The following is a 16,697-nucleotide window of genomic DNA, read 5'->3' as shown; positions in this document are numbered from 1 at the left end:
GCCATCGACGGGGAGTGGGAACTGGTGCTGCAGGCACCCAGCAGCAGGGCAAACAGGGGCAACAAGATTCTTATGGAGGGCTCCTCAGACGGATGGTCGGTCGAACTCAACGCCCCAGCTGGGCCGAGATGCGATCGCAGAGCTGCTTGAGCTGGGCCAGTTCAGCATCGGCCAGATCCACCTGATTGCGCAAGCTGTCTGCCAGACAGCAGCCCTGCACCTCTTGCTGCAGCTGGCGGCCCGCCTCGGTCAGGCGAATGCATTTTTGCCGCTCATCCTCGCGGGAGACGGTGCGGGTCAGCCAGCCCTTGCTCTCCAGCCGCTTGACGATGGGGGTCAGGGTGCCCGCATCCAGCCCGGTCTCCTGGCCTATCTCCTTGAGGCTGACCTCGTCCCGCGCCCACAGCGACAGCATCACCAGATACTGGGTGTAGGTGAGATCCAGCATGTCCAGCAGCGGCCGGTAGGCCCGCATCACCGCATTGGAGGCGCTGTAGAGGGCAAAACAGACCTGCTTTTTCAATTCACTCATGGGGCACCTCGCTGACGACTGGGGCCAGTATACCCCAGGAGCATGAGGGGCTGAATAATTTGCACACAAAACAGTTGTCAGCCCTCCGTTTCAGGATTAACCTGATTTTAGTTTGCACGCAAATAAAATCATCCAACGCCGCCAACACACAGAGCCCGGCCCGTCGCCGGCGAGGCTTGCACCAGATCCAACGGGAGAACCGCCATGAATGCCACCAGCCATCAAATCCAACTGCTGCGCCGCCCGGTCGGCCTGCCCGCCGCCGCCGACTTCGCCCTGGTCGAGGTGCCGCTGCCCCCCTTGCAGGAGGGCGAGGTGCAGGTCGCCAACCAGTGGCTGTCGGTGGATCCCTACATGCGCGGTCGCATGAGCGAGGCCAAGAGCTATGTGCCCCCCTTCCCCCTCAACGGCCCCCTCGATGGCGGCGCCATCGGCGTGGTGGAGGCCTCGCGCCACCCGGACTTCGCGGTGGGTGACCGGGTGAGCAGCATGCTGGGCTGGCGCGATCGCTTCGTCGCCAATGGCGCCCAGCTGACCAGACTGCCCGACACCCGCCTGCCGCCCCAGCGCTTTCTTGGCGCCCTCGGCATGCCGGGCATGACCGCCTGGACCGGGCTCAACCGCATCGCCAAACTGCAGGCCGGTGAAACCGTGCTGGTGTCGGCCGCCTCCGGCGCCGTCGGCTCCATGGTGGTGCAGCTTGCCAAACGGGCGGGGGCCCGCGTCATCGGCTCCACCGGGTCGGCCGACAAGGTGGCCTACCTCAAGAGCCTGGGGGCCGACGAGGTGATCAACTACCGGACCACCCCGGATCTCGATGCCGAGCTGGCCCGGCTGGCACCGGAGGGGATCCACGTCTACTTCGAGAACGTGGGGGGCGCCATGCTGGACGCCGCCCTCAACCACATGGTGGTGCACGGTCGCATCGTGATGTGCGGGCTCATCGAGCAGTACAACGGCCAGAGCGAGGCGAGCGGGCCGCGCAACCTCTCCCAGGTGATCCGCAAGCGCCTCACCATGCAGGGGCTGATCGTGTTCGATCACTGGCAGCACTACGGCGAGTTTCTGGCCGAAGTGACCCCGGCCTTCGACGCCGGCACCCTGCAGGCCGAGGAGACCGTCTATCAGGGGCTCGCCAGCATGCCGCAGGCCTTCATCGGACTGTTCGAGGGGCGCAACACCGGCAAGATGCTGGTCAAGCTGGGGTGATCCTCCGCACTGGCGCCTGACGCCGCAGACTGCTTGCATGACGGGCCCATCCGACCTAAGGTGGGCCCGTTTTTTATGGTGCAATTCGCCGTTTGTGCAAGGAGCCGCTCATGGGTTCCCTGCTTGTCCCGCGTCATCCCTGCAAGGAGCCCTTCTTATGTCAACTCCCTATCCCCGCGTCGGTGTCGGCGTGATACTGACCAACCGCCAGGGCCAGGTGCTGCTTGGCAAGCGCAAGGGGAGCCACGCCCCTTACTGGTCCATCGCCGGCGGTCATCTGGAGCTGGGAGAGACGTTCGAATCGGCAGCGATCCGGGAAGTGGCCGAGGAGACGGGTTTTCGGATCAGCAACCCCAGCGTCATCGCCGTCACCAACAACCTGGAGACCTGGCGTGAGAGCGGCCTGCACTATGTCTCGGTCACCCTGCTGGCCGAGGTAGAGGGAGAGCCCCAGCTGCTGGAGCCTGAGAAGTGCGAAGGCTGGATCTGGTGCGACCCGCGCAATCTGCCAGAGCCTCACTTCGATGCCAGCCGCCAGTCCATCGCCTGCTGGCTTGCTGGCCGTTGCTATCTGCCGACCGCCCCCTCCCACGCTGAATAGTCCATACAGGAGCCCGCCCCACCACGATGAGCCCGCCGCCTCACCAGCCAGTGAGGCATCCCCGTGAGCCCGCAATCCACTCCGATTGTCATCAAAAAGTCACCGCTTTGTCATATCATCTCCACCGTCTGATGAAATGCGCGAGGAGAGCGACGAGGTGGGACAGGTATTCATGCAATTTCTGTGGTTGGGCTGTGTCAGTTTTGGCGGGCCGGCCGCCCATATCGGCTACTTCCAGCGCACCTTTGTCGAGCGGCGGGGCTGGCTGACCCAGGCCGAATTCGCCCAGTTGCTGGCCCTCTGCCAGCTGCTGCCGGGCCCCGCCTCCAGCCAGCTCGGCTTTGCCATCGGTCGCCAGCGGGCCGGGCTTGGCGGAGCGCTGGCTGCCTTCGCCGGCTTCACCCTCCCCTCCTTCCTGTTGTTGCTGGCCGCCGCCATCGGTCTGGGCCAGCTCGGCAACAACGTCTGGCTCGATGCCGCCCTGCACGGCCTCAAGCTGCTGGCGCTGGTGGTGGTGGCCGATGCGGTGCTCACCATGAGCCGCCAGTTCTGCAAGACAACGCGCAATCAGGGGATCATGGTCGCCACTGCGGCTGCCCTCTGGTGGCAACCCGGCCTGCTCACCCAGCTCGTCATGCTGGCGGGCGCCGCCCTGCTCTGTGCCCGCCAGGCAGACCACAGCGGCACTCCCTTGTCGTCTGCCGGCGCTGTGAGCCGACCCCACTGGCCCACCCTGCTGATGTTCGCCCTGCTGTTTGTCGGCCTGCCGCTGCTGGGGGGCTCCGTCGGCCAGCTGGTCGCCGACTTCTACCGGGCCGGCAGCCTGGTGTTTGGCGGCGGCCACGTGGTGCTGCCCCTGCTGGCGGAGAGCGCGGGGCACAGCCTCAGCCAGCAGCAGCTCCTGACCGGCTACAGCCTGGCCCAGCTGGTGCCCGGTCCCATGTTCACCCTGGCGACCTATCTCGGTGCCCAGTTGCTGCCGGCCACCCCGTTGGGCGGCGCTCTGCTGGCGACCCTGGCGCTGTTTCTGCCCGGTTTTCTGCTGCTGTGGGCCATGGGCCCCTGCTGGCAGAGCTGGCTGGCCCACCCTCGCCTCGCCGGCGCCGTAGCCGGCATCAACGCCGCCGTGGTGGGTCTGCTGCTGGCGGCACTCTATCAGCCGGTCTGGCAGAGCGCCGTGCTGGCCCCCACCGATCTGGCGCTGGCCGCCGTCGGCTTCTACCTGCTGCGGGCACTCAGGCTCCCCATTCTGGCGCTGGCGACCCTGTTGATGGGCGCCACTCTGCTGCTGGCCTGAGCGACCCTGGCGGCGACCACAAAGAAACGGCCCCTTGCCAAGGCAGGGGGCCGTTTTTGCATGCATGTCTATCGCCAGGCTCAGGGCTCGGGATCGAAATCCAGGCTCAGGCTGTTGACGCAGTAGCGCTGGCCGGTCTCGGTCGGCCCGTCCGGGAAGACGTGACCGAGGTGGGAGCCGCACTGGCTGCAGGTGATCTCCACCCGTTTCATGCCGTGGCTGTTGTCCTCTGTGTAGGTCACGGTCCCGTCGATGGCCCGATCAAACGAGGGCCAGCCGCAGCCCGAATCAAACTTGGCGTCCGAGTGAAACAGCACGCTCTTGCAGCAGACACACAGGTAGTCGCCGCTCTTGCGGTTGTGGAGCAGGGCGCCGCTGTAGGGACGCTCCGTGCCCTTCTCCCAGCAGACGTGAAACTGCTCGGCGCTCAGCTTGTCGCGCCACTGTTCGGGGTTGTTACTGCTCATTCCGACTCCTCACCACTGATAACGGTGCCCAGCATACCCAGTCAGGGCGCCGCACTCTACCCCGCCAGCGGGAACTGTGATCCCGTTGGCAACACGGCGGCAACATCCGCAGTGGCCAGCGCCTCTTCCTCCGCCAGCGCCACCGCACTCAGGGCCACCCGCTCCAGCAGCTTGAGGGAGTGGGCCCGGCCCACCGCCACCTGGCGCTTGATGTCGTCGGGCAGGAACGGCAAGCCGTCATTGGTGGCGGTGTCGATGGTCTGGATCCACTCCATGCCATCCCCCGGTGGCGGCAGACGGAACTGGATGTCGTAGTCGCTGGCGTTGAACAGCACGAACCAGCGCTCCCCGCCGCAGCCGATCATGCCGATGTCCATGGCGAACGCCTGTCCCATGGGGGCGTGCCAATCCTGATCGGTGAGCTGATGGCCGTCCGGGTGATACCAGTTGACCTGGTGGCAGCTGCTGGAGGCACCGTTCCAGCTGTCGTCGCTCAGCTGCAGATTGGAGAAGACGGTGGACTCCGCCCGCAGCGCCATCATCTGCTGGGTGAAGGCGAGCAGCCGCTCGTCCTCCGGTCGCCACTGCCAGTTGACCCAGCTGATCTGGTTGTCCTGGCAGTAGGCGTTGTTGTTGCCAAGCTGGCTGCGGCCCATCTCGTCGCCGGCGAGGAAGTGCGGTGTCCCTTGCGACAGCAGCAGGGTGGCGATCAGATTACGCTTCTGCTGCTGGCGCAGGTTGTTCACCCTGGGGTCGAGCGTCGGCCCCTCGACGCCGTGGTTGCAGGAGAGGTTGTTGCCGTGGCCGTCCCGGTTGTCCTCGCCGTTGGCCTGGTTGTGGCGCTGGTTGTAAGAGACCAGATCCTCCAGGGTGAAGCCATCGTGATAGCAGAGGTAGTTGACGCTGGTATGGGGGGAACGCCAGTTCTTCGGGAACAGATCCCTTGAACCCACCAGCCGGGTGGCAAAGTCCCCCATCTTGCCCGCATCGCCGCGCCAGAAGGCACGCACCGTGTCGCGGTAGCGGTCGTTGATCTCCAGCCACTGGCTCGGAAACTGGCCGAGCCGATAGCCGAAGGGGCCGATATCCCAGGGTTCGGCGATGAGCTTGACCCGCGCCAGCACGGGATCCGCCATCATGGCCTTGAAGAAGGCCCCCATGGGGTCGAACTCGCCCGCCTCGCGCGCCAGGGTGACCGCCAGATCGAAGCGAAAGCCGTCCACCTGCATCTCGGTGACCCAGTAGCGCAGGGCGTCGAGCACCAGCCGCAGGCTGTTGGGGTGATCCAGATTGACGCTGTTGCCGCAACCGGTAACGTTGGCGTGACGAGTGTAATCGGGGCCGTGGGCCCCCGCCTCGAAGGAGTAGTAACCGGCGTTGTCAAAACCCTTGAAGGAGAGCACTGGGCCGTCGAAGCCCGCCTCCGCAGTATGGTTGTAGACCACGTCCAGGATCACCTCGAGCCCGGCCCTGTGCAGCTCGCGCACCATGGTCTTGAACTCGGTCACCGCCTCCTGCGCCGCATAGCGCGGCTCGGGGGCGAAGAAGGCGATGGGGTTGTAACCCCAGTAGTTGGTGAGCCCCAGCTGCTCGAGCCGGGGCTCGGACATGAAGGCCGCCACCGGCATCAGCTGGACCGCGCTAACGCCGAGGGACTTGAGATGTTCGATGATGAGCGGGTGGCAGATCCCCAGATAGGTGCCGCGCAGCTCGCTCGGCACCCCCTGATGCTGGCGGGTGAGGCCCTTGACGTGAGCCTCGTAGATGACGGTGCGGGCCGGCTCGATGGCGGGCTTGCCCACCCCCTGCCAGTCGAATGCATCATCCACCACCACCGACTTGGCCACCATGGCCGCGCTGTCCCCCTGATAGAGGGCATCGTCCCAATAGGTGGGGCGGCTGAGTGCCCTGGCATAAGGGTCGATCAGCAGCTTGTCCGGGTCGAACAGCATCCCCTCCTGGGAGATGCCGTGCACCCGGTAGCCGTAACGCTGGCCGGCCCGAACCCCGCGCACATAGCCGAAGCGGTACTGGCCGCGCCGGCCGGGCAGCTCGAGACGGGCCAGCTCCCGCTCCTGCTCGTCGAACAGGCAGAGCTCCACCTTGTCCGATTGCGGCGCCCAGACGCAGAAGTGACAACCCGTCTTGTCGAGCAGCACTCCCAGCGGGTAGTCCTGCCCCTTTTCCATTACAAACATCAAGGCTCCTGTTTGATGAACAAGGTCGCGAGCGGCGGCAAGTCCAGCACTATGCTGTGCGCCATCCCCTGCCAGGGGGTCGGCTCGGCGACGAACACCAGACCCACATCATAGTTGCTGCCCCAGTAATGCTCGCTGTCGGTGTTGAGCACCACCCGGTAGTGACCGGCCGCAGGCACCCCGAGGCGATAACCGATACGCGGCACCGGGGTGAAGTTGCAGGCCACCACCAGCGGGTTGGCTCCCTGCTTGTCGGCCCTCAGCCAGGCGAAGATGCTGTTGTCGGCGTCGTTGTGATCCAGCCAGCGGAAGCCGTTCTGCTCATAGTCCGCCTGATACAAGGCAGCTTCATGACGGTAGAGGTGGTTGAGGTCGTGGATCAGCCGCTGCTGGCCGCCATGCTTGGGATACTGCAGCAGGTGCCAGGGCAGCTGGGCATCGTGATTCCACTCGTTGCTCTGGGCGATCTCGGTGCCCATGAAGTTGAGCTTCTTGCCGGGATGAGCATACATGAAGCCCATGTAGGCACGCAGGTTGGCCGCCTGCTGCCACTCGTCCCCCGGCATCTTGTAGAGCATGGAGTGCTTGCCGTGCACCACCTCGTCGTGGGAGAGCGACAGAATGAAGTTCTCGTCATAGTGGTACACCATGGAGAAAGTCATGTCGTTGTGGTGGTAGCGACGGTGAATGGGCTCCTTCTGCATGTAGGTGAGGGTGTCGTGCATCCAGCCCATATTCCACTTGAAGCCAAAACCCAGACCGCCCAGGAAAGTGGGACGGGAGACCCCGGCGAAGGCGGTGGACTCCTCGGCGATGGTCATGGCGTGGGGGTACTTGCCGTATACCTCCTCGTTGGCCCACTTGAGCAGGCTGATCGCCTCGTAGTTGTGGTTGCCGCCATCGACGTTGGGCACCCACTCCCCCTCGTTGCGGGAATAGTCCAGATAGAGCATGGAGGCCACCGCATCTACCCGCAGGCCGTCGACGTGGAACTTGTCGAGCCAGAACAGGGCGCTGGCCACCAGGAACTGGCGCACCGTATTGCGACCGAAGTCATAGATGTAGGAGTTCCAGTCCGGGTGCCAGCCACGGCGCGGATCTTCGTACTCGTAGAGCGGAGTGCCGTCGAAGCGAGCCAGCCCGTGGGCATCGGACGGGAAGTGGGCGGGCACCCAATCCAGAATCACGCCGATCCCGGCCTGGTGGCACTGATCCACGAAGTATTTGAAATCATCAGCCGTGCCGTAGCGGCTGGTGGGAGAGAACATGCCCACCGGCTGGTAGCCCCAGGAGCCGCTGAACGGATGCTCGGAGACCGGCAGCAACTCGATGTGGGTGTACTCCATCTCTTTGACGTAATCGACCAGCTCCACCGCCAGCTCGCGCCAGCTCAGGCTGTCACCGTTGGGGTGGCGCTTCCAGGAACCCACGTGCAACTCGTAGATGGAGAGCGGCTGCTCGCGCTTGTCGTTGAGCTGGCTCTCGCGCCAGGCGGCATCCTGCCACTGGTACTGGTCGTGGTCATAGACCACGGAGGCGAACGAGGGGTACTGCTCGCAGTAGAAACCCACCGGGTCGCTCTTGTGCGGCAGCCGGTTGCCCATGGGGTCTTTCAGTTCGAACTTGTAGCGATCCCCGGCCTTGAGGCCCGGCACGAACAGCACCCAGTGACCGCACTGGCTGCGCTGCATCGGGTGACGACGGCCATCCCAGAAGTTGAAATCGCCGATGAGGCTCACCGCGGTGGCGCTCGGCGCATAGACCGCAAAGCGCACCCCTTCCACTCGCTGGTCCAGATGCTCCACTGTGCGCAGTTGGGCACCGAGCGTGTGGTAGAGGTTTTCCGGCTGGTAGGTGAGCTCTGCCAACCCGGCCCAGCCCGCATCCTGGAACTGATAGGGATCGATGACCTCGACGGTGGTATCTGGGTAGTCGGCAAGCAACTGGTAGGGGAAGGGGTTTTTACGGCGGGTGAAAACAGTTTCAAAGAGGCCCGAATCATCGGTGGGCGCCAGGGTGGCAACAATCTTGCCCGACTTGAGATCCCTGACCCTTACGGCCTGGGCATCGGGTAACCAGACGGTCAGCTTGAGGCCGGGCCCATCCGGGTTGGCCTGCAGGCCTAAGTGGGAGAAGGGATCGGAACAGCGGGCTGCAACCAAACGTTCAACGAGCATCGAGATTTCCTTTCATAGCTGAGCATCCGCTCCGGCCTGGGCCGAAGCGGATGTAAGTGAGTCACGTTTTGTCGGCAGTGGCTCAACGACTGGCCTCGTCACGGGCCTGGCTCATCTTGCCTGCCAGCGCCTTGAGCGCCTCATTGGCAAAAATATCCTCCAGATCGGTGGAGAGCTTGCGGCGCCAGTTCGGGTACTCGTAACTGGTGCCCGGCACGTTGACCGGCTTGTCCATCTCCAGCCAATCCTCCAGCTGGGTGCTGAACAGGGCGCAGCTGCCGCGAGACATATGCAGTTGCAGACCGTGGTTGAGCTCGGTGTTCATGCCGACCCAGTTCACGTCGTGGCTGATGTTGCCGGAGATCACCCCGTGGCCGTGCAGGCTGTCGAGAATGCGCTGCTTGGCCTGGTGGCGATCAGCATACAGGGTCTTGAGTACGTCTTCATCTGGATACAAGCCCAGCTCGCGTCCCAGCGCCAGATCGTCACAATGCCAGAAGCCTTTGAGGGTCGGCATGTCATGGGTGGTCAGCGCCGACATCGCCTGCTCGGCATAGTGAGCCGGGGAGATGAAGCCGCCATCGTCCTTGGAACGTTCGAAGAAGAACACCTTGTAGGAGTGGACGCCGTTCTCTTTGAGGGTCACGTCGATCCCCTCCGGCACGGTACCGAGATCCTCGCCGATCAGCAGACACTGATTGCGGTGGGACTCGAGGGCCAGGATGCCAAGCAGATCGTTGACCGGGTAATAGATGTAGGCGCCTTTGGCGGCCGACTCTCCGGGCGGCACCCACCACAAGCGCAACAAGGCCATCACGTGGTCGATACGCAGCGCGCCGCAGGAGCGCATGTTGGCACGGAACAGATCCACCATCGGCTGGTAGGCCGCCTCGAACAGCTGGTTCGGGTTCATGGGGGGCAGACCCCAGTTCTGACCTAGCGGGCCCAGGATATCGGGCGGCGCACCGACCGAGGCTTTCGGGCAGTAGAGATCCCGGTTGGCCCAGATCTCGGTGGAGCCTTCGGAGACGCCCACCGCCAGATCGCGGTAGATCCCCATCACCATGCCGGCCGCCTTGGCACGGGCGTCGGCCCGGGCCAGCTGCTCGTCGGCCAGGAACTGCAGATAGAGGTAGAAATTCACATCCTGGCGGTGCTCGGCCATCCAGGCCGCCACTTCGGGATTGTGGTAGTCGCGGAACGGCTCCGGCCACACCGGCCAACCCCAGGCATTCTCGCCCTTGGCATAGAAGTGGGCTTGCAGGGCATCAAAGGCGGCCTGTTGCTGCAAGCTGTCGCCGCCGGCGACGACGAATGCATCGAAAGCGGCCTGACGCTCGGCGCCGAGGCTCGCCTGATCGAACACCTGGCGCAGCATGCCGAGCTTGGTCTCGATGACGCCGGTGTAATCCACGTTGCCCTTGGCACGCAGCTCGCTCAGATGCTGCTGGAAAGCGGGGCTTGCCACTTCCGCCTTGAGGCCTGCGTTCCCTTGGAATTCGGGTACAGCCTCCACATCGATGTAGGCCACGTTGAGCCAGCGTCGGGACGAGGGGCTGTAAGGGCTGGCGCTCTCCGGGTTGGCCGGATAGAGGGCATGGATCGGGTTGAGGCCGACGAAGTGGGCGCCCCAGGCGGCCATCTTCTCGACCAGCTGACCCAGATCGCTAAAATCGCCGATGCCCCAGTTGTGGCGGCTGCGCAGGCAGTAGAGCTGTACGCTCGGGCCCCACACCTTGCGGCCATTGGCAATGGGAGGCTGCTTGTAGCACGCCTTGGGCGCGACGATGAGGCGCATGCTGGCGAGCGGCTCGTCGTTGCCCTCCTCCAGCAGGATCAGATCGTGATAACCCAGCTCGGGCTGCACATCCAGAGCCACGCGATAGGCCTGGCACTCCATCTCTTCGAATTCAGCCACGCCGACCAGCTCACCGTCGATGGGGGTGAACTGACCGGACAACAGGCCGCCCTGCTCCAGCTTGAGCTGCCAGGTGAGGGCGTCGTTGACGAATTCGATGGGCAGACGGACTTCAAGGGTAATGGGCTCGCCGCTGCGAACCACCATCACGGGATCCAGCGCACGCAGCCAGTGCTGGCGGTGCTCCTGCTCAAGCTGTTCAGTCAGGGCGGCCTCGTCGTCGACGCGGTAACCCATGGCGCCCAGCATGGCGGCCTTGCTCTCTTCGGATACCTGAGCCGGGTGGCCCCAGGCATCAACATACTCGCTGGCGATACCTTTAGCGGCAGCCAGCTGTTCAATCAGGGTGGTCATAGTTTGAGAATTCCCGCTGTGGATTCTATCTATACTATTTTGATTAATTTTTATGGGTGGTACTTGAACAGTGGCTCTATGGGCCATGCTAAACCGCGCACATTTTTACACATCTGTCTGGCTGGTTGTGTGACCGAGTAGGCACTATTGTTGATAACTGCCACGCCGGTCCCATCGATAGTTATTTCGCCAAAAGCTGGTAGTCAGTTACATAAACAGAAAATAAATTTCACAGTTTTTCATGATATAGCGCAATTTCAGACAGATTGTTGGTTGACTCGCGGGGGAGTTCTAGTAAATTTACAAGCGGAATTTTCTTTGACTACTGAACAGTTAGGTAACCAATTATGACTATCAAAGTAGGTATTAACGGTTTTGGCCGCATCGGTCGCTTCGTCTTCCGTCTGGCTTGCGAGCGCAACGACATCGAAGTTGTTGGTATCAACGATCTGATCGACGTTGACTACATGGCTTACATGCTGAAGTACGACTCCACTCACGGCCGTTTCAAGGGCACCGTTGAAGTCAAAGACGGCAACCTGGTTGTCAACGGCAAAACCGTACGTGTTACCGCTGAACGTGACCCGGCCAACCTGAAATGGGATGCCATCGGTGTTGACGTTGTTGCCGAAGCTACCGGTCTGTTCCTGACCGACGAGACCGCTCGCAAGCACATCGCTGCCGGCGCCAAGAAAGTTGTACTGACCGGTCCGTCCAAAGACGCTACCCCGATGTTCGTAATGGGCGTTAACCACGCTACCTACGCTGGCCAGGACATCGTTTCCAACGCTTCCTGCACCACCAACTGCCTGGCTCCGATCGCCAAAGTACTGAACGACACCTTCGGTATCGAATCCGGTCTGATGACCACCGTTCACGCTACCACTGCTACCCAGAAGACCGTTGATGGTCCGTCTGCCAAAGACTGGCGCGGTGGCCGCGGTGCGGCTCAGAACATCATCCCGTCCTCTACCGGTGCTGCCAAGGCTGTTGGCGTCGTTATCCCGGAACTGAAAGGCCTGCTGACCGGTATGGCTTTCCGTGTTCCGACTCCGGACGTATCCGTAGTTGACCTGACCGTCAACCTGAAGAAAGCCGCCACCTACGCAGAAATCTGCGAAGCGATGAAAGCTGCTTCCGAAGGCGCCATGAAGGGCGTGCTGGGCTACACCGAAGACGAAGTGGTTTCCACCGACTTCCTGGGCGAGCGTCAGACCTCCGTATTCGACGCCAAGGCTGGTATCCAGCTGACCGACAAGTTCGTTAAAGTTGTATCCTGGTACGACAACGAAATGGGCTACTCCAGCAAGGTTCTGGACCTGATCGCTCACATCTCCAAGTAATTTGGGATAAGCAATCAAGTAGCTTGAAAAAGGCGGCCATGGGCCGCCTTTTTGTATTCTGGACCGGGATTATTCCACCCTTCTCTTCTGAATGTGCGCGAGCACAGGAGTCCTCATGCAACCGACACGCACTCTGACTGCCCACTGTACCCTCAGCCACCACCCGGCAGGCCAGCCGCTGCTGACCATCGACAACGGCTACGCCAAGGCAGAAATCAGCCTGTTTGGCGCCCACGTACTGAGCTATCAGCGCCATGATGAACCCGCCTCCATCTGGCTCAGCGACAAGGCTGTGCTGGATGGCAGCAAGCCCATTCGCGGCGGCATTCCTCTCTGCTGGCCCTGGTTTGGCCCGGCGCCGGCCCGCGTCGGCAGCGGCAAGCCCTCCCACGGCTTTGCCCGCACCAGCCTGTGGACGCTGGACGGCGTCTCCGATCACGGCGACGGTACGCTCGTCCATCTGTCTCTGCGTGACAACGAGGCAACCCGTCAGCTCTGGCCCCACGCCTTCGAGCTGGAGCTGGACGTACTGGTGGGCAAGGAGCTGGCCCTGGTACTGACTACCCGCAATACCGGTAAAGAGCCCCTTGTCTACGGCGGTGCCCTGCACACCTACCTGCAGATAAGCGAGCCGGAGGCAGTGAGCGTCAGCGGCCTTGGCGAGCCCTATGCCGACAAGCTGACTGGCCAGAATGGCCAGCAGCAGGGCCCTCTGACCCTGAACGGGCCGCTGGATAGGGTCTACTGGCAGCCAGACGCCCAGGTCAGCATCCAGGATGGCGAACGTCAGACTCGAGTGGTCAGCGGCAACCACGACAGCGTGGTGGTCTGGACCCCCTGGCTGGAAGGGGCGAGCGCCATGGCCGACATGAGTGATGACGGCTATCGCACCATGCTGTGCGTCGAAGCGGCCATCGCCAGCGAGGCAGGCGTGACCGTTGCACCGGATGAAGAGCACAGCTTCTCTACCGTCATCATCTGACTATTCGGCTGACGGATAAATAAAGAGGGCTCCCGCGGGAGCCCTCTCTACCTCTCATCACCTATCCCACTCAGGCATTGCCCTGGGTCTTGAGCTTGAGCTCGGCGGCGAAGTTAAGCATGCGGTCGAGCGGGATCAGCGCCTTCACCCGCAGATCCTCGTCCACATGGATCTCGTGGCGCTCGGCGCCGTCGGTCAGGGCCGACTTGATGGCCACCAGACCGTTCATCGCCATCCAGGGGCAGTGGGCACAGCTGCGGCAGGTGGCACCGTCGCCACCGGTCGGCGCTTCCACCATCTCCTTCTCCGGGCAGGCCTGCTGCATCTTGTAGAAGATGCCGCGATCGGTCGCCACGATGAGCTTCTGCTGGGGCAGCTCCCTGGCCGCCTTGATCAGCTGGCTGGTGGAGCCCACCGCATCGGCCAGTTCTATCACCGAGGCGGGCGATTCCGGGTGCACCAGCACGGCGGCATCCGGATTCTGCTCCTTCAGCTCGCGCAGGGCGCGGGCCTTGAACTCGTCGTGAACGATGCAGTGGCCCTGCCAGCGCAGCATCTCGGCGCCCGTCTTCTTCTCGATATAGGCCCCCAGGTGACGGTCCGGGCCCCAGATGATCTTGTGACCCTGGCTGTCCAGGTGCTCGACGATCTCCAGCGCGATGCTGGAGGTGACCACCCAGTCCGCCCGCGCCTTGACCGCCGCGGAAGTGTTGGCATAGACCACTACGATGTGATCGGGATGGGCGTCACAGAAGGCGGAGAACTGCTCGATGGGGCAGCCCAGATCGAGGGAACACTCGGCTTCCAGGGTCGGCATCAGCACCCGCTTGTGGGGGCTCAGGATCTTGGAGGTCTCCCCCATGAAGCGCACGCCGGCGACGATCAGGGTCTGCGCCTCATGATCGCGACCAAAACGGGCCATCTCGAGGGAGTCACCGACGAAACCGCCGGTCTCCTCCGCCAACGCCTGGATCTCGGGATCCGTGTAGTAGTGGGCGACCAGCACCGCCTTGCGCTCCTTGAGCAGTGCCTTGATGTCTGCGATCAGGGTCGTCTTCTGCTCGGCGCTCAGGGGAAGGGGCTTGGCCGGAAACGGATAGTCCATCTCGACTACCGGCGGGACATTGTTCAGTGCATTGCTCATTGCGACTGTTCCATCAACGCTTGGAAAGGCAAAAATTATAACCAGAAGCCGTGCACAAACCCATCAACAAATCAGGTGCCGTGCAAGCGTCCGAATATACTCATCTCATTCGTTGTCATTCTTGCCAAAGGAGTAGTCGGATGAAACAACGTTCACTCAAGACCAAGCTGCTGCTCACCATGGGTCTGTTTATCGCCAGCGGCCTCGCCATGACCCTGATGCAATCCTCCTCGCTGAACTCCCTGCGCAACGACATAGTGAGCCAGACCCGCCAGGCGCTGGAGCAGGAGGTATCCCGTACCCTGCAATTTCACGCCGAGCGCTATGCGGTACAGATAGCCGCTCTGCTGCAACAGTCCTATCAGGTGCCGCTGGGCATGGCAGCTCAACTGGAGGGCAGCATGGCGCAGCCTGACGGGCTGCTGAGCCGCCCCCAGGTCGAGATGCTGCTTCGCAGCCGTCTGCAGCAGGCTGGCGGCATCAGCTCCATCTACGCCCAGTTTGAACCCGACGGGTATGACGGTCAGGATACCAGCTGGATGGCCGGCGCCTCCCACTCCGTCGCCAGCAAGGGCAGCCTGGAGATTTACTTTACCCGGGATCAGGGGGGCCAGATCAGCCAGCAGCCGGTGGATGCCGCCAGCAGTGCCGCCAAATACGACACCTCGGTCAACGAGTTCGGCATTCGCAACAGCGAGTGGTACCTGTGCGGCCGCGACACTCTGCGCCCCTGCCTGATGGAGCCCTATCTCTACGAAATCAGCCCGGGCAACCAGATGCTGATGACCAGCCTGACGGTGCCCATCCTGAAGGCGGGCAAATTTGTCGGCATCACCGGCGTCGACATGAACCTCCCCATCTTCCAGCAACTGGCCGAGAGCCTCGGCAAGAGTCTTTACGACAACCAGGCCGAGGTCACCCTGGTCAGCAAGATGGGGCTCATCGTCGGCAGCAACCGCCACGCCGACAAGCTGGGACGGCCGTTGACGGAAGCCGGCCTCACTGCCCCTACCGGCCAGGCACAGAGCACGGAGAGCGACTTCATCCTGCAGCAACCGGTCAGGATCGATGCCGCCGACAGCCAGTGGTGGCTGATGATCAAGGTGCCCAAGGCGCGGGCCCTCAGCCAGGCCAACACCATCAGCAATCAGCTGGGTGATCTGCTGCAGGCCACCCAGCAGCAGCAGTTGATCGCCATCGTCGTCGTCACTCTGCTGGCGCTGGCGTTACTCATCTGGTTCATCCAGAGCATCACGGCCCCCCTCTCCCTCATCAGTCGCCATGTTTCTCACCTCGCCAGTCACGAGGGAGACCTGACCCAGCAGATGAAGATAGACACCCACCAGGAGCTGATCGAACTGGGTGGCCACCTCAACGCCTTCCTCGGCAAGCTGCGCGGCATGGTGCAGGGCAGCAAGCAGATCGGCCAGCAAGTGCACCAGCAGGCCAGTGGCATGAAGCAGACGGCCGATACCATGCGCAGCAGCCTGGATGAACAGAGCCTGGAGCTGGAGAGCGTGGTCAGCGCCATGCATCAGATGAGCACCACGGCGGTCAGTGTGGCGGGTTATGCGGAGCAGGCGGCTCAGGAGTCTGAGACGGCGACCCACCACATAAGCACGGCCCAGCAGACCCTGAGCCGGGCTCGCAACGAGATCCACACTCTGGTCGAGGACATGCATCAGGCCGACAAGGCGGTCGCTCAGGTCGCCCAGCGCAGCACCAATATCAGCCGCATTCTCGACGTGATCAGGGCCATCGCCGAGCAGACCAACCTGCTGGCGCTCAATGCGGCCATCGAGGCGGCGCGGGCCGGCGACATGGGGCGCGGTTTTGCCGTGGTGGCAGATGAAGTACGGGCCCTGGCCAACAAGACCCGGGAGTCCACCGACGAGATAGGTCAGCTCATCGGCAGCCTGCAGACCGAAGTCAGCAGCAGCCAGCAGTTGATGAGTACCGGCATCGCCCGTTCGGCCAGCACGGTAGAAGGGACGGAGCAGGCGTTTGAAGCCCTCAACCAGGTGGTCACCCAGATCCAGCAGATCCACGACCACATCAGCCAGGTGGCCACGGCGGCCGAACAGCAGAGCGCCGTCAGCGACACCATCAACCAGAACCTGATGCGGATCGGCGATGCTGCCACCACTCTGGGACAGGAGGCCAATGCCAGCCACCGCCTGAGCGAGCAGCTGGAACAGGCCGCGACGGCGCTGGCCAACCAGCTCGAGCGGCTGAGAACCTGACGCCGAACAGCCATAAAAAAAGCCCGCATTGCTGCGGGCTTTTTCAATCTGGTGGTCGTTACTGGGATCGAACCAGTGACCCCCTCCTTGTAAGGGAGGTGCTCTCCCAGCTGAGCTAAACGACCTGGGATTCTGAAATGATGGTGGGTCGTGCTGGATTCGAACCAGCGACCAATTGATTAAAAGTCAACTGCTCTACCGACTGAGCTAACGACCCATCTAAATCATTTTT

At 62.8% G+C, this 16,697-nt stretch carries 12 protein-coding genes and 2 tRNA genes; 6 read left to right on the top strand and 8 right to left on the bottom strand.

Features of this window, described 5'->3' with window-relative positions:
* Positions 1-106 precede the first annotated feature (106 nt).
* On the bottom strand, positions 107-532 hold the full coding sequence (locus AB5Y81_RS01530) for a MarR family transcriptional regulator (RefSeq protein ID WP_279485279.1): 426 nt from the start codon (positions 530-532) through the stop codon (positions 107-109).
* A 204-nt stretch (positions 533-736) separates the two neighbouring features.
* On the opposite strand from AB5Y81_RS01530, the gene AB5Y81_RS01525 reads away from it, so the two are divergent.
* The 3 genes from AB5Y81_RS01525 (at position 737) to chrA (ending at position 3,639) form a co-directional block, all read left to right on the top strand.
* Complete coding sequence (locus tag AB5Y81_RS01525) at positions 737-1,741, top strand: NADP-dependent oxidoreductase (RefSeq protein ID WP_279485278.1); 1,005 nt, start codon at positions 737-739, stop codon at positions 1,739-1,741.
* 157 nt (positions 1,742-1,898) lie between these two features.
* Positions 1,899-2,342, top strand: coding sequence for an NUDIX hydrolase (locus AB5Y81_RS01520; protein WP_368146523.1), 444 nt, complete (start codon positions 1,899-1,901; stop codon positions 2,340-2,342).
* A gap of 136 nt (positions 2,343-2,478) precedes the next feature.
* Positions 2,479-3,639 (top strand): chromate efflux transporter, encoded by a 1,161-nt coding sequence (chrA, locus tag AB5Y81_RS01515; protein WP_279485276.1) that lies wholly within the window; start codon positions 2,479-2,481, stop codon positions 3,637-3,639.
* An 80-nt stretch (positions 3,640-3,719) separates the two neighbouring features.
* Here chrA and msrB read toward each other — a convergent pair whose 3' ends face one another.
* The 4 genes from msrB to malQ form a co-directional block, all read right to left on the bottom strand.
* Positions 3,720-4,106 carry a peptide-methionine (R)-S-oxide reductase MsrB gene (msrB, locus tag AB5Y81_RS01510; protein WP_005304887.1) on the bottom strand — a complete coding sequence of 129 codons (387 nt, stop codon included), beginning with the start codon at positions 4,104-4,106 and terminating at the stop codon, positions 3,720-3,722.
* A 56-nt stretch (positions 4,107-4,162) separates the two neighbouring features.
* Positions 4,163-6,304 carry a glycogen debranching protein GlgX gene (gene glgX / locus AB5Y81_RS01505; RefSeq protein WP_279485275.1) on the bottom strand — a complete coding sequence of 714 codons (2,142 nt, stop codon included), beginning with the start codon at positions 6,302-6,304 and terminating at the stop codon, positions 4,163-4,165.
* Positions 6,304-8,481: a 1,4-alpha-glucan branching protein GlgB gene (gene glgB / locus AB5Y81_RS01500; protein ID WP_211048411.1), complete on the bottom strand. Its 2,178-nt coding sequence runs from the start codon at positions 8,479-8,481 to the stop codon at positions 6,304-6,306. Before glgB ends, glgX begins: the two co-directional genes overlap by 1 nt.
* An 82-nt stretch (positions 8,482-8,563) precedes the next feature.
* A complete protein-coding gene (gene malQ / locus AB5Y81_RS01495; protein ID WP_279485274.1) occupies positions 8,564-10,753 on the bottom strand; it encodes a 4-alpha-glucanotransferase in 2,190 nt (729 codons plus the stop codon).
* 347 nt (positions 10,754-11,100) lie between these two features.
* Between malQ and gap the strand changes: the two genes are divergently transcribed.
* Positions 11,101-12,096, top strand: a complete 996-nt coding sequence (gene gap / locus AB5Y81_RS01490) for a type I glyceraldehyde-3-phosphate dehydrogenase (RefSeq protein ID WP_005304894.1) — start codon at positions 11,101-11,103, stop codon at positions 12,094-12,096.
* 115 nt (positions 12,097-12,211) lie between these two features.
* The gene (locus tag AB5Y81_RS01485) at positions 12,212-13,078 is read left to right on the top strand and encodes a D-hexose-6-phosphate mutarotase (protein ID WP_017766252.1); all 867 of its coding nucleotides are present in this window, start codon (positions 12,212-12,214) and stop codon (positions 13,076-13,078) included.
* A 70-nt stretch (positions 13,079-13,148) separates the two neighbouring features.
* Here AB5Y81_RS01485 and nadA read toward each other — a convergent pair whose 3' ends face one another.
* Positions 13,149-14,222 carry a quinolinate synthase NadA gene (nadA, locus tag AB5Y81_RS01480; RefSeq protein ID WP_017766251.1) on the bottom strand — a complete coding sequence of 358 codons (1,074 nt, stop codon included), beginning with the start codon at positions 14,220-14,222 and terminating at the stop codon, positions 13,149-13,151.
* A 140-nt stretch (positions 14,223-14,362) separates the two neighbouring features.
* Here nadA and AB5Y81_RS01475 point away from each other — a divergent pair, with 140 nt between their 5' ends.
* Positions 14,363-16,465: a methyl-accepting chemotaxis protein gene (locus AB5Y81_RS01475; protein WP_368146521.1), complete on the top strand. Its 2,103-nt coding sequence runs from the start codon at positions 14,363-14,365 to the stop codon at positions 16,463-16,465.
* A gap of 49 nt (positions 16,466-16,514) precedes the next feature.
* On the opposite strand, the gene AB5Y81_RS01470 is transcribed toward AB5Y81_RS01475, so the two are convergent.
* A tRNA-Val gene (locus AB5Y81_RS01470) sits at positions 16,515-16,590 on the bottom strand.
* Positions 16,591-16,606: 16 nt separating this feature from the next.
* Positions 16,607-16,682 (bottom strand) — tRNA-Lys (locus AB5Y81_RS01465).
* Positions 16,683-16,697 lie beyond the last annotated feature (15 nt).

The organism is Aeromonas sp. s2, from assembly GCF_040907935.1.
Taxonomy (GTDB): Bacteria; Pseudomonadota; Gammaproteobacteria; order Enterobacterales; family Aeromonadaceae; genus Aeromonas; species Aeromonas dhakensis.
This window is presented reverse-complemented; position numbering and strand designations above follow the sequence as displayed.

Coding starts and splice junctions, on each gene's coding strand:
- AB5Y81_RS01530 (WP_279485279.1), bottom strand. CDS start 532: ATGAGTGAATTGAAAAAGCAGGTCTGTTTTGCCCTCTACAGCGCCTCC.
- AB5Y81_RS01525 (WP_279485278.1), top strand. CDS start 737: ATGAATGCCACCAGCCATCAAATCCAACTGCTGCGCCGCCCGGTCGGC.
- AB5Y81_RS01520 (WP_368146523.1), top strand. CDS start 1,899: ATGTCAACTCCCTATCCCCGCGTCGGTGTCGGCGTGATACTGACCAAC.
- chrA (WP_279485276.1), top strand. CDS start 2,479: ATGCGCGAGGAGAGCGACGAGGTGGGACAGGTATTCATGCAATTTCTG.
- msrB (WP_005304887.1), bottom strand. CDS start 4,106: ATGAGCAGTAACAACCCCGAACAGTGGCGCGACAAGCTGAGCGCCGAG.
- glgX (WP_279485275.1), bottom strand. CDS start 6,304: ATGTTTGTAATGGAAAAGGGGCAGGACTACCCGCTGGGAGTGCTGCTC.
- glgB (WP_211048411.1), bottom strand. CDS start 8,481: ATGCTCGTTGAACGTTTGGTTGCAGCCCGCTGTTCCGATCCCTTCTCC.
- malQ (WP_279485274.1), bottom strand. CDS start 10,753: ATGACCACCCTGATTGAACAGCTGGCTGCCGCTAAAGGTATCGCCAGC.
- gap (WP_005304894.1), top strand. CDS start 11,101: ATGACTATCAAAGTAGGTATTAACGGTTTTGGCCGCATCGGTCGCTTC.
- AB5Y81_RS01485 (WP_017766252.1), top strand. CDS start 12,212: ATGCAACCGACACGCACTCTGACTGCCCACTGTACCCTCAGCCACCAC.
- nadA (WP_017766251.1), bottom strand. CDS start 14,222: ATGAGCAATGCACTGAACAATGTCCCGCCGGTAGTCGAGATGGACTAT.
- AB5Y81_RS01475 (WP_368146521.1), top strand. CDS start 14,363: ATGAAACAACGTTCACTCAAGACCAAGCTGCTGCTCACCATGGGTCTG.